Origin of the sequence: Affinundibacterium fentianense, assembly GCF_018139545.1 — a bacterium.
GTDB lineage: Bacteria > Pseudomonadota > Gammaproteobacteria > Burkholderiales > Burkholderiaceae_D > Undibacterium > Undibacterium fentianense.
This window is the reverse complement of record NZ_JAGSPJ010000002.1, coordinates 232,469-246,486: the sequence shown is the minus strand read 5'-3', so window position 1 is coordinate 246,486 and position 14,018 is coordinate 232,469. Positions and strand designations below refer to the sequence as shown.

Here is a 14,018-nt window from a genome sequence, read left to right as displayed (position 1 = left end):
TCAAAATGTCTCTAGCTCTGATGTTGGGAATGGCGAGTATATTGTCTATACCCATCACCAATGCCCAAGATACTCGACAAGTACGCGAGCCACATTTCCCTAAGGTTTGCACCGTGCTGACAGCAACCCAAACCTATGCTGAGGGATTGCGCCAATTAGATTCCCTAAGAATTCAAGCGGCATTAGATGCCTGTCCAGTCGGCCAAGCAGTACAGCTTGCCGCAAATAATGAGAAAGACAGTTTTCAATCGGGACCCTTACAGATTCCCAGTGGCGTCGGCTTAATCATTGATCGGGACGCGACTTTATATGCGAGCACCGATGCAAATTTGTACGATAAAGGAGGAAAGACATGTGGCGTCAACGCAGAGAAAGGACGTACTTGTAATCCATTTATCACCATAGAGAATGCTAAAGGGAGCGGTATCTATGGCGATGGCGTCATCGACGGACAAGGTGGCCAATTAGTGCAAGGCAAGAGCGAAACTTGGTGGCAAATGGCGCGTCGTGCACAACGGGAAAAAAATGAGCACAATATTCCGCGCCTGATTGAAATTAAGAAATCGCAAGACATTACGTTTTATCGCATACGCTTGCGTAATTCCCCCAATTTTCACGTGACAGTAAGCCAATCCGATGGCTTCACCGCGTGGGGCATCAAGATTGATACGCCAGCAGATGCACGCAATACGGATGGTATTGATCCTATCTCTTCACGCAATATCACGATTGCGCATAGTTATATTCGTACTGGTGACGACAATATCGCGATTAAAGGCGGGAATAGTGGTGCGACCGAACATGTCTCTATCTTGAATAGTCACTTCTACAGTGGTCATGGCATGTCGATCGGTAGCGAAACCAATAGCGGTGTACGACGTATTTTGGTGAGAAATTTGAGTCTAGATGGCACCACATCGGGCTTACGTATCAAGAGTGATGCGTCGCGCGGTGGCGTGGTCGAACAAGTACGCTATGAAGATATTTGCATACGTAATAGCAAGCGCCCGATTGATTTAGATACGCGTTATGATCAAGCTGCAGTCGGCGACAAGATTCCGACATATAAGGATATTGTGTTTGAGCGCGTACATAGTTTGACGCCCGGTCGTATTGTTTTGCGTGCCTATGATCGAACCCATCCGATGTCGGTCGCTTTTGCGCAAAGCAGCGCCGCAGCCAATTCACCACAGTTGATTCAGTTTGCTCATCTACAGATAGCGCAAGAGAACATCACGGTTGGAGAGCAAGCGGAAAATCTGGTTTGGGACACTCCATCGAGTTCTGCGTGCGCTAATCGCTTTGCGGATTTTCCTGTGCATACGCCATTCAATTTTCGCCCACAATTAAGTAGCCAGCAGGCGCAAGCGTATTCGATTGAGAATGTCTTACGTAGCACTGGGCCAGCCCATAAGCCCCTTATCGATCCGTGGAATCCTTTGTCAGATGCGCTGGTGACGGGAGCGAAGTTACCGGTTGATTATGTAGTGGATGCGAACGCGCTTGCTGATGGCAAGACGCAATTTAACACAGTACAAGCAGCGATCAATCAAGCGGTATTAGATGGGCGGCAATTGCTTGCAGCGCAATCGACAAAGGCGCGTTTATATATTTTGGTGAAACCAGGTACTTATCGTGAATTGATGTACGTGCCGGCGACCGCAGTGCCAATTACCTTGTATTCGAATGAGAGTGATGCGCAAAAAACCAAGATTGCAGCGAGCGCGCATGCTGCGTTGCTAGGGACTGCATACATCCATCGTTTTGGTGCGCAGTTTGCACAAGTCGATCCTAGTATTCAAGAGATGTATGCATCGCTTAAAGACCGCCCTGTGATTGGTACTAGTGGTTCAGCCATTGCGTGGATACGTGGTCATGGATTCCAAGCAAAAAACATCACTTTTCAAAATACGTACAACAAAGATCAAGTCGATGCCAGCGCGGAATGTCCGAACACCATTTGTGGTGCGACCGCTGGCACCGCACCTGTGGTGGTAGTGCAGCATCAAGCGGTTGCGCTGATGGTCGAGGGCGCCGATAAAGTGCAATTCGAAAACGTCCGTGTCTTGGGATTCCAAGATACATTGTTTTTAAGATCGAGCGCGATTGCCCACACGGCGCGTAGCTTTTTTCATCGATCTTATGTTGAAGGTAATGTCGATTTTATTTTCGGCGATACGACCGCTTATTTTTATCGTTCTGAAATCAAGTCGTTAGGCGATCGTTCAACTTCGTATGTCACTGCGCCGAATACCAATGTGCGCACGCCTTATGGCTTTGTGTTTAATGAAGTCAATTTTACGCATGACGGTAGCGCAAATGCTTTGGCAGGCAAATTCTACCTAGGGCGCCAGTGGTTTCATACACAAAAATGTACTCCCTACGCGACGATTAATCTTGCATCGTATCGTTGCACATTGGCCGATGTCGATGCCTATCAAGCACCGGTGGGTAGTATCTCAAAAAAGGTACTGGAAACCGTCGGCAAGACTGTCATTCTAAATTCGCAAATCGGCCAGCATATTCATCCGCAACATCCATGGGCAGATTGGAATAAAAAAGGCAGCTTGGCGTTTCGGCCTGCGCAATTTTCGGTGTTCGATTATTGGACGAACCTTCTAGAAGCAGGCATACAGCCAATTCAAGATTTGGGCTATCAGAATTTGGATAGTTTGGCGCCTGGTGCTGCAGCGACTTTCTTGGGTGAGTTTAATAATATCCATTTAGAGCCCAATGGCGAAGTGAGAAAATAATGCACAATAAAAAGAAGTCTGTCATGGTAGACATGCTAAAAAATGATAGTCAATCCCATGCAGGTCGTCGTCAATTCTTGCGTCAGGTCTCTCGGACGGGAATGGCAGTCAGTGGTGCGGCACTCAGTAGGACTGTCTTGGCTGGAACATCCTCCCAACAGGCATTGGCGTCACCGACGACCCAAGAGGGATGGATGAAAGCGCCTTGGCAAGCAGCACAGGCGATCGTTGATCGTTTTCAAAACAAACTTATGTTTCGTGATGAAGATTTTTTGATCACGCAGTTCGGTGCGAAGACTTGTGCATTGCGCCAAGTCCTAGCTTGGAAGTCCTTTGAGGAGCAGGGCGAACTTGCTAGCCCAGTTGCTGATGCGGATGATTGCTACCAGGCGATTGCTGCCGCGATTCAAGCTTGTCACCAGGCTGGTGGCGGTCGTGTGGTGGTTCCCAAAGGTAATTGGTATTGTGCTGGGCCGATAGTATTATTGTCGAATGTACATGTGCATTTACAAGCTGGCGCGCATATTTATTTTAGCCATCAACCGGCTGATTACGCTAAATATGGCAACGTCGATTGTGGTGAGCGCGGTCGTTTAGTTATTTCACGTTGGCAAAGTAATGATTGCTTGAATTACTCTCCTATGGTGTACGCCTTTGGTCAAACCAATATTGCCTTGACGGGGGAAGATTGGACCAGTGTACTAGATGGTCAGGGCGGTGTTGCTTTTAATGATGATGGCGATTGTTGGTGGACTTGGAAAGGGAAACAAAGGACGATCAATTCGATAGGACAAGGTACGATTCCCAATGCGAAAGCGGGAAAGATGTCTGAAAATGCGGTGAATAGTTTGAATGCGAGAGCCTTATCGGAATTGATTCCAATTTCAGAATCGCAAGCCAAATTAATTCAAGGAGAAGGTGAGCGCTGGCGCGCGGACGCAGCGTATTTGCCTGCATTGTCAGAGGCCGGTATTCCCTTACCTAAACGTGTGTTTGGTCAAGGACATTTTCTCCGCCCGCCTTTAATTCAATTGATCGGTTGTGACAAGGTCTTGCTGCGAGGCTACCAAGCTAAGGACTCGCCATTTTGGGTACATCACCCTGTCAATTGCCGCGATTTAAAATTAGAAAAAGTGCTGGCGAATAGCCATGGTCCGAACAGTGATGGCTTTGATCCCGAAGCCTGTGAATATGTCTTGGTTGAATCGTGCACCTTTGATTCAGGCGACGATTGTATTGCGATCAAGGCGGGTAAAAATCGTGACACGCAGTACGGTCCATCACAGCATATCGTGATTCAAAATTGCACGATGCAAAGTGGACATGGTGCGATTACCTTAGGGAGTGAGATGGCGGGGGGGATTCAGCATATCTACGCGCAAAATCTTCTATTTGAAAACAAAAACTGGGCGACAAATCCTTTGAATATTGCGATTCGTTTAAAGACGAATATGAATCGTGGTGGTTTCTTACGCCATTTTTACGTGCGCAATGTGACGATCCCAAATGGCGTACAACTGAGTCCATCCTACTATGCCTTTTTACCCAACTCACCCTTCGCGGCAAAAACCGTAGCGAGTGCAGCCGGAGCTGTCGTCGTATTCGATTGTGATTACGCGCCAGTCGCCGACAATGTAAGGATCCGTCCACCAGAAGTGCGAAATATTCATCTATCCAACGTCAAGGTTGGCAATGTCTCAGCAAAGTCCGGATCATATTCATGTTATCAAGCGATCGTTATCTTGGGGCCAGTGGCATCAGACTACAATGGTGCAAAACCGATGCCAGCGGTGTTGCCGGTATCGAATGTGCAGATAGAAAACTGTGACTTTGGCCAAACTGTGAATCAGACTCAAGCGATGTTTCTTTACAATGTCAAAGGCTTACAGTTAAAGAATGTAAGGATTAACGGCAAGGTGCTTGATCAAACGATTGATAGTTAGGTGGCAATTAAAGAGCTTTGGCTCTCTTAGCACGTGAACGTAGTGCCGAGATACTTTGCTTTTCTGACCAAAAAGTGGGGGCACCACATTTCAAGTATCGGATTGAGCCACTCAATCATTTGTTTTGGGGCGCATTCGAAAATCAGCAAAGTCGGCAAATCTGTTTGTCGACTTTGCTTGGTTGCTGTTCGTGTTGTCAACTAGCGTGGAGCTTGCTACATCGCTAGTGCTCATATGGAATAAGCCAACTTTCGCTCCTACCCAACGTCCTGGTGCAGCGTTAAATTCGGTATCGAAAGCGGTAAAATGCTCGCCTTGTTCGCTGTAATAAAACTGCGCCATGCCAGCTGAATTGAGCGCAATTTTTAAATGGATTTCGGCTCGCTTTATGATTTTTGAATGCACAATTTTTTCCTGACAGCGTAGATTTAAGTTTGCACTAGTGCAGGTACGGTATTGCAGCAAATAATGGTCTTGATGTTTTTCTACTCCTATCCAAGCATAGTGCAAACCGTACAAGACTAATCCAGCACGATCGCCATTGATGTGGGTATTGAGTTTGAGTTTGACGCTAGCGTTGAATGCTGGTGCGGGGAGTTTTTGTAAAAGGATGGCTGGATAATCGATTAAGGGCGAAGACGCCAATGCCGATGCGGTCAGTGCTTGTGGGTATAAACGTAGATGATTTCTATTTGCCGTGAGTGAATACCAATCGCTGTTCCAATTGGCATTCCATTGCCATTGCAAACCTAGCGTCGGACTCGAAAAATCATCCGAGCTGGGTGGATTTGCTAAGTTAGTTAAATGTGATTCCAATACCGGCTTTTCCCAGGTATCGACAGGTTCGCCGATGCCAGTTGTTGGATGCATCTTTCCCATCACTGGCCAATCATCTTTCCATTGCATCGGTTGCAAATGCACAATGCGACCATACGCACGTTTATCTTGAAAATGATAAAACCAATCGCGGCCATCTTCTGCCGTGACCCATGCACCTTGATGCGGTCCATTTGTTTTGCTATCACCTTGTGCTAACACGATTTTTTCTTCATAAGGGCCAAGGATATTCTTGGCACGAAACACCGATTGCCAGCCAAATTCGACGCCGCCGGCAGGTGCAAAAATGTAGTACCAAGCATTGCGTTTGTATAATTTCGGGCCTTCTAAGGTTTTGTAGCCAGGTAGTTGATTGCCATCGACCACGAGTGTGCCTTCGTCGTCTAAGAGTTTGCTGGCATCCGGAGCCATTGCACGTAGAGTCAGTTGATTATTAAAACCAGCACGACTCTTCGCCCAAGCGTGTAATAGCCACGCCTTTCCATCTTCATCCCATAGCGGCGTTGGATCGATTAAGCCTTTGCCTGCAACTAAGAGATGCGGTGTACTCCATGGCCCAGCAAATTCTTTGGCGGTCATGACATAAATACCAAAATCAGGATCTGGATAAAAAATCCAAAATTTGCCATCATGAAAACGCAAGCTAGGTGCCCATACTCCTTTGCCGTGTTGTGGTGTGCGGAAGTTCTCTGCGGGCATCAGATTTGGTAGGGCATGGCCGACGATGCGCCAATGGATCATATCCTCGGATTGCAATAGTGGTAGTCCAGGTGCGCTATTGAAGCTAGAGGCTGTCATGTAGTAGTGCTTGCCAACACGTATTACGTCGGGGTCAGAATAATCTGCGTGGATAATTGGATTGCGGTAGCGACCATTCCCTAGATCTGGCTCCCACACCGGCTTGGAATCTGCTTGCTGGTGATGTTGTGCATGTACTGGCTGGACAAGCAAGAAGACGGACGACAATAAGCAGTAGAGTGCTTTATCAAAGCAGTTCATGACTTTCCTTTGTAGAGTTCTTTGGTGCGGTGAATGATGTCGCTGGTCGTGCTAATGTAGCTAAGGTCTATCCAGCAAACGCAGTTTCCGCATAACCTTGCACACCAGGCTGAAGTAGGATCGTGGCACCCGCCCATGGATCTTCGGGTGCTTGTCCTGCGGCGATCGAAGCGACCATCAAGGTATCGAGTTTGTCACCACCAAAGCAGCACATGGTTGGCTTTTTCATTGGTACGATGATTTGCCGATCCAGTTTTCCTTCGGGTGTGAAGCGTAAAATCAAGCCCGCATCATTCGCGCAAATCCAATAGCATCCATCGACATCCATCGCTGCGCCATCAGGCCGACCAGCCATCGTCTTCATGTCGACAAACACGCGTTGATTGTGGGGCACACCGTGATCGGTGTCGTAATCGAAGGTCCAAATCAGTTGGCTATTCGGATGCGAATCCGATAAGTACATGGTGCGACCATCGGGTGACCAAGCTAGTCCATTTTGCACAAAGAGATTGGAGATGATCGGTGCTGAGATGCCATGTTCTTTGCTATAGCGATATAGATGACCAGCGGCGCGTGGTTCTGACATGTCAATTAACATGGTGCCGCTCCAAAAACGGCCTTGACGGTCGCAACGCCCATCATTGAAGCGCATGCCAACATCCGATGCGATGGGTGCAGCTAATCTTTTGGCTTGGATGTTGCCATCGCTCTTTAGGTGGAGATGGAAGATGCCACTCTCCATCCCTGCAATAAAACCAGCATCGCTGTGAGGTGCCAGACAGCCTATCATTTCTGCGGTTTGCCAGCGTGATACCGCACCGCTAGAGCCGTCTAAGCGCCAAATAGTTTTGGCAGTGATGTCAACCCAATACCAAGCCCCTTCTTTGGCGACCCAGATCGGGCTCTCACCCACACCACAACGAATCGTCGTTTGTGGTGCTGTAACGCGGATGATATCTGGGGTTTGTGTGCTTACCATATTAGAGATCGCTAATCACTTTGTATTTTGGAACCAAGGTTTTCATCACACTCCAAGCGACTAAGTAGGCGAGTGCGCAGATCGCAAACATCACGGTATAGCCAGTCTGTAATTGACCTTGATTGCCATAGTAGTCAAATAACCAGCCGCCGAGTTTGGTAATCAAGACGCCACCCAAACCACCCGCCATACCACCAATACCGACCACCGATGCGACTGCTTTTTTCGGGAACATATCAGAAACCGTCGTAAAGATATTCGCCGACCAAGCTTGATGTGCCGATGCGCCGATACCTATTAAAATCACCGGAACCCAGAAACTCAAGTAGCCCAAAGGTTGTGCTAGCAAAACCACCAAAGGTAAAACCGCAATCATCAACATTGCCTTCATCCGACCATCATAGGGCGCATCACCGCGATGAATAAAATAAGTTGGTAACCATCCACCGCCAATACTGCCAACCATGGTCATACTGTACAACACCGCCAAAGGAACAACGAACTCGGTGGTCTTCATACCGTATTGCGCTGCTAAGTATTTTGGTAACCAAAATAAGAAGAACCACCAAACGCCATCGGTCATAAATTTACCAAAAGCGAAGGCCCAAGTTTGACGATAGGCGAGTAATTGAAACCAAGAGAATTTTTTGCCATTGTCGCTTTGTTCAACGACGCCATCTGTAATTTGGTCATGATTGATATACGCCAGTTCTTCTGCAGACAAGCGCTTTTGTTGTTCTGGTTTGTCATAAAAAACCATCCATGCACCGAGCCAGATAAAACCAACCGCACCGACAATAATAAAGGTTGCTTGCCAACCCCATGCGGCAGCGATCAGCGGTACGGCGATCGGTGCTAACACCGCGCCTATATTTGCGCCAGAGTTAAAAATGCCAGTCGCAAAAGAGCGTTCTTTTTTAGGGAAGTATTCAGCGGTCGCTTTAATCGCTGCAGGAAAATTGCCAGCTTCACCTATGGCTAATACAGCACGAGAAATCATAAAGCCTGCAATCGAGACTGGTACTGCTGCCAAGCCTAAAGCGGTGGCGATGCTGTTGATTGCCTCGCCAAAGAAGATCGCATACGCATGCATGATGGCACCGAGCGACCATACGGTAATCGCCAAGATAAACGCTTTTTTAGTACCAATCTTATCGATAAATCGACCTGCAAATAACATTGAGATCGCATACACAAATTGGAAAGCTGCGGTGATATTCGCGTAATCACTATTAGTCCAGCCAAATTCTTTACTCAAATCCGGTGCCAGTAAACTCAATACCTGACGATCAAGATAATTGATGGTAGTGGCAAAGAACAATAGGGCGCAGATGGTCCATCGATATTTGCCTATGCCTGTAGCATGGACTGGTGCATGTGTTGACATATTTGTCTCCGGTTTTATTTTTTTTTGGTACTGCAGTTAATGTGTATTTTGCATACTGAGGCGAGTGCAATCCGCGCCGCCAAAACGTTGTTTTGGCTTGATTTGGCTACAATTTAGCGACCGGCGGCGCGGGTTGCACCCGCCTTACATTTTTCATCGCTCTTCTCTCACGATTGAGAGAAGAGCGTTGTCCATCAAGATTTACTTCGCTGGCACAGTCAATTCACCATTGATCACACGTGGAATGGCAAATGGGTTCGCGTCTTGCAAACTGGTTGGCAACAGATCCGCAGGGAACTCTTGATAGCAGACGGGACGCAAAAAGCGATCAATCGCGGTAGCACCGACCGATGTTGAGCGGCTATCCGATGTCGATGGGAAAGGACCACCATGCACCATTGCGTGACAAACTTCGACACCAGTTGGAAAGCCGTTAAACAAGATACGACCGGCTTTGCGTTCCAAGCTTGGCAACAAGGATTTTGCGATCGCGTAATCGGTAGATGTAGCGTGGACGGTCGCTGTCAATTGACCTTCGATGTGTTCTGCGATTGCCTGCATCTCTGCCAAATCTTTGCAGCGAATCAAGAGCGAAGATGGGCCAAATACTTCGTCGTGCAAAGCGCTATTACTCAAGAAATCTTTGGCTAGGCAGACTGCGAGATTTGCTTGTGCTGCGCAAGGTGTGCTTGCTGCTAGACCTTGTGCCACTACCTCGACGCCATCCACTTGATTCAAGCGTTCTACGCCAGAACTATAGGCTTGATGTATGCCTGGAGTCAGCATCGTTGCTGCAGGTTTGACTTGTAAGGCCGCAGTCGCAGCTTCGATAAAGCTTTGTAGTTCTGGGCTTTCGAGTGCGATCAGCATGCCAGGGTTGGTACAGAATTGTCCTGCACCCATAGTCAAGGAATCAGCAAAGCCTTGGGCGATCGCTGCGCCTTTGGTTTTCAATGCATCTGGCAATAAGAACACCGGATTGATACTGCTCATTTCTGCATACACAGGAATAGGTTCTGCACGTGCCGCAGCGGTACGCACCAAGGCCATACCGCCTTGACGTGAACCCGTAAAACCAACGGCTTTAATCGCAGGGTGCGCAACCAAGCTTTGGCCAATTTGACGACCATCACCAATCAACATCGAGAACACACCTGCCAAGCCGCATTCATTCGCCGCTTGTTGTATTGCTTTACCGACTAATTCAGACGTACCAAGATGTGCGCTATGGGCTTTGACCACAACTGGGCAACCCGCTGCTAAAGCTGATGCAGTATCACCACCCGCTACAGAAAACGCTAAGGGGAAATTACTTGCACCGAACACTGCCACTGGACCTAAACCGATTTTGCGCATACGCAAGTCAGGGCGTGGTGGTACGCGTTCTGGTAGCGCAGAATCAAGGGTAGCAGATAGATACGCGCCATCACGTACTACTTTCGCAAATAGACGCAATTGATTCATGGTGCGACCACGTTCACCTTCAAGACGCGCTATAGGCAAACCGGTTTCTTGGTGTGCACGTTCGATCAGGGTATTGCCTAATGCCAGTATGTTGTCAGCGATTTTTTCTAAAAAGCTGGCTCGTTTTTCTGGCGTGGTTTCACGATAGCTGTCGAATGTGGCTGCTGCCAATTGACAAGCTTGATCGACATCATCCTTGGTTGCCAAACCAAATGCGGGTTCGAATTCGCTATTGGTGGCAGGGTTGATCGCCTTGATCGTCCCCGCGCTACCGAAAATGGTTTGCTGGCCTATGACCATGCTTCCAGTGATTTTCATGCATTACTCCTTAATTCTTAATCAGGACTTACGTAAAACAGACGCTGGCGTCGTTGTGTTCGCCTCGCCGTACAGCTGGTACTGTCTTCGGCTCCACGTCTAGCCAGCGCAATTTTGCGTAAGTCCTACTCAGATAAAATGTTAATTAGGCGAACATTTCATTTTAACTGGGCGCGCACGCCCGGTCTTGATGGAAATCGTCATCATTTGCGCCTATTTTTACCCTTGCTTTTATGCTTACTGTGGACCTTGAGCGCGAATCAACTTTAACAACATGTCATCTTCTTCTGCCGTCAAGTCAGTTAATGGCGCACGTACTGGTCCACCGCTATGACCAACTAGGCGCGCACCCGCTTTGACGATACTGACCGCATAACCTGCTTTGCGGTTGCGAATATCGAGGTAAGGTAAGAAGAATTCATCGATCAAACGATTGGTTGTTGCAAAGTCATCCGCAGCTGTTGCGTGATAAAAATCCATCGCCAATTTAGGTACGAAATTGAACACCGCAGAGGAGTACACCGGCGTGCCGATCGCTTTGTAAGCACCAGCAAAAATTTCCGCAGTTGGCAAACCACCGAGATAACTAAAGCGGTCACCCATGCGACGCCAGATTGATACCATGAGTTCGATATCGCCAACACCGTCTTTAAAACCAATTAAGTTCGGGCACATCGCCGCCAATTTTTCGAGTGAATCAGGCGTCAAGCGGCAGTTCGCACGGTTGTACACCACCACACCAATGCTCACAGAACGGCACACTTCGGCAACATGCGCGATCAAACCGTCTTGGCTAGCTTCGGTCAGATAATGCGGCAACAACAGCAAACCTTGCGCGCCCAAACGCTGCGCATCCTGCGCTAAGGCAATCGCAGTGCGAGTAGGGCCACCAACGCCTGCCAAAATCGGTACTTTGCCACGGCAAGTCTCGACCGCAGTACGAATCACATCGCTGTATTCACCCGGTGTCAAAGAGAAGAATTCCCCCGTGCCACCTGCCGCAAACAAAGCACTTGCGCCATACGGCGCGAGCCATTCAAGACGCTCAGCATAAGTATCAGCACGGAAATCACCGTTTTCGTCGAAGTCGGTGATAGGGAAGGATAAGAGTCCAGATGAGAGGATTTTTTTGAGGTCTTGTGGGTGCATAGCGTCTCCAGTGATAAAGGCAGGAAATTGGGTGGAATTAGAGAAAATCATGGGATTGCGTTTAAGTGATACGTCATCGTACAACTTAAAATTGGAATTTGCAAAGGGTTTTTGGTTTTTTAGTGTTGTTTGGGGTTTAGTTGCTTTTGGTGAAATACTTTATTGGGCGGGAATTTGTCGGCGGGTGCTTTGAATGTGTGGCGTGATTGGTGTTACTCCTTCCCCTTCAAGGGGAAGGCTGGGATGGGGATGGGTTTTTGCATGTTGGGTGAGTGAAACCTGCATCGGTATGTCTTTTTGTGTTTTGATTTGAGTCTCTTTGTTGATCGTCGTTTAGTAGGTCGGGATTGGCCCGACAGCCACTCACTTTCTTTGCTTCGCCAAAGAAAGTAAGCAAAGAAAGGCGACCACGCTGCCACTGGCCTTCGGCTTCCCAATTGTGCAAGACAAAAAATGGGAAAGCCTTGAAACTCGCCTGCGGCTCAAACAACAAGGCTTTCTTTATCCATTTTCTGTCTCGCACAATTGGCAGTGTCAGAAGTGGATGAAGGTCAAAATCAAAAGCAACGACACCGAGCCGTCAGTAGAAAAATATGCGCTCGTTGAGATTGATTGTTTTGGTGTTGCTGTTGTTTTTGAATTTGACTTACGCCCGTTTAAGACGATGTAATTTGTGCGTCACAGAAAATGGATAAGAAAGTGTTGTTGTTTGAGCCGAAGGCGAGTTCCAACACTTTCCCATTTTTTGTGATGCACAAATTATGCTGGAGCGTAGCGTAAGCACCCGAAGGGCGAGTCTACGGTCGCCTTTCTTTTGCTTACTTTTTCTTTGGCGAATCAAAGAAAAGTAAGTAGCTGTCGGGCTACCCCCGACCTGTAAACGATGAGAAAGGATGAAGGCGAATCTCACTTCAGTAGGCGGAGAAATGAAATTCGATAGCGTGAAGCTAAGATCGCTTTTTTTCGAAGCAAAAAGGGAATTGACTGTCGGGCCACACCTAGCCAATGCACATTGAGAACTGATCTCGCTTGATAGAGTCACAGTCATAATGAATGAGACTTCAAACGTCGAGGCAAGAAAAACTTCTCAAACAGCTCCCTCAATCACCTCCTGCGCCAACCTCAACCGCTCCCGACTATTACTCAAATGCGTCCGCATAGCCGCCCGCGCCGCTTCAGGATCTTTCCGCAAAATCGCATTAAAAATATCCTCATGCTCATGGTGCACACGTACCAGATAAGCGGATGGATCGTCTTGGTTGATTTGCGCCGTATTCAAACGTGCGCGCGGGATTAAGGTATGTCCTAAATGGCCTAGCAATTCGACAAAGTAAGGATTGCCAGTCGCTTGTGCAATCAACAAATGAAAGCGCACATCGGCATCAACCGAATGCGCGCCGGACTCCACCGTGGTGCGCATCTGCTGTAACACAGCTCGCATCTCTTCAACTTGTGCGTCAGTGCGACGTGATGCAGCATGCCAAGCTGCTTCGGTCTCTAGGCTGATACGAATTTCCAAAACCGCGAGCACGTCGCGTACCGTCACAATGGAGGAATTCTGTAAGCCTAGATGATGCGAAGGCGCGAGTACAAAGGTGCCTATGCCGTGTCGTGTTTCGACCAATCCCGCTGCCTTTAATTGCGAAATCGCTTCACGTACAACAGTGCGACTGACGCTATAAACTTGCATGATCTCGGATTCGGTCGGCAGCTTTTCACCCACTTTTAAATCATCGCTCTTGATACGCGTCGTCAAATGATCGACCACCGCGCTGGCAAGATTGCGTGGCTTGCTGCGGAGGGGTATAGGATTGATGGTTGTGGCATTCATAACGGTGTCGATTCTTTGTCGAAGGTGATCTAATGGTTTACAGAGCGATCACGTATAGCTGAGTTGTTTCTCGTATGATAACCGATAAGTCCTTACTGTTGAAATGGGTTTTTGTAATGGAAAAAGAGAAAACCGAGGCCAAAGAGTACTAGTTGTACGATGACTAATGCTCCCTCTCCCGCAAGCGGGAGAGGGTTGGGGTGAGGGCGGCTGACAAGCGAGAAAATATAACGACTACATGTGTTCTAAATACCGAACGCGACATTTAAAAAAGCATTTCGCTAACTTGAACCACCCTCATCCCAGCCTTCTCCCGCTTGCGGGAGAAGGTGTCTTTTAACCAAATCCGAATTTGTGT

At 48.0% G+C, this 14,018-nt stretch carries 8 protein-coding genes; 2 read left to right on the top strand and 6 right to left on the bottom strand.

Annotated elements, in window-relative coordinates; translation table 11 throughout:
- Positions 1-5: 5 nt before the first annotated feature.
- Positions 6-2,753 carry a pectinesterase family protein gene (locus KDM90_RS05905; RefSeq protein WP_212674675.1) on the top strand — a complete coding sequence of 916 codons (2,748 nt, stop codon included), beginning with the start codon at positions 6-8 and terminating at the stop codon, positions 2,751-2,753.
- Between the two features lie 23 nt (positions 2,754-2,776).
- Complete coding sequence (locus KDM90_RS05900) at positions 2,777-4,696, top strand: glycoside hydrolase family 28 protein (protein WP_230409635.1); 1,920 nt, start codon at positions 2,777-2,779, stop codon at positions 4,694-4,696.
- A gap of 111 nt (positions 4,697-4,807) precedes the next feature.
- Here the strand turns inward: KDM90_RS05900 and KDM90_RS05895 are convergent, their stop codons facing one another.
- The 6 genes from KDM90_RS05895 to KDM90_RS05870 form a co-directional block, all read right to left on the bottom strand.
- The gene (locus KDM90_RS05895) at positions 4,808-6,532 is read right to left on the bottom strand and encodes a glycoside hydrolase family 43 protein (RefSeq protein ID WP_212674674.1); all 1,725 of its coding nucleotides are present in this window, start codon (positions 6,530-6,532) and stop codon (positions 4,808-4,810) included.
- Between the two features lie 67 nt (positions 6,533-6,599).
- Positions 6,600-7,511: an SMP-30/gluconolactonase/LRE family protein gene (locus KDM90_RS05890; protein ID WP_212674673.1), complete on the bottom strand. Its 912-nt coding sequence runs from the start codon at positions 7,509-7,511 to the stop codon at positions 6,600-6,602.
- A gap of 1 nt (position 7,512) precedes the next feature.
- Positions 7,513-8,898 (bottom strand): MFS transporter, encoded by a 1,386-nt coding sequence (locus KDM90_RS05885; RefSeq protein WP_212674672.1) that lies wholly within the window; start codon positions 8,896-8,898, stop codon positions 7,513-7,515.
- A gap of 201 nt (positions 8,899-9,099) precedes the next feature.
- Entirely contained in the window at positions 9,100-10,680 is a 1,581-nt protein-coding gene (locus tag KDM90_RS05880) for an aldehyde dehydrogenase (NADP(+)) (RefSeq protein WP_212674671.1), read from the bottom strand.
- A gap of 237 nt (positions 10,681-10,917) precedes the next feature.
- Positions 10,918-11,829, bottom strand: a complete 912-nt coding sequence (kdgD, locus tag KDM90_RS05875; RefSeq protein ID WP_212674670.1) for a 5-dehydro-4-deoxyglucarate dehydratase — start codon at positions 11,827-11,829, stop codon at positions 10,918-10,920.
- A 1,087-nt stretch (positions 11,830-12,916) separates the two neighbouring features.
- Entirely contained in the window at positions 12,917-13,660 is a 744-nt protein-coding gene (locus KDM90_RS05870; protein WP_212674669.1) for a FadR/GntR family transcriptional regulator, read from the bottom strand.
- Positions 13,661-14,018 lie beyond the last annotated feature (358 nt).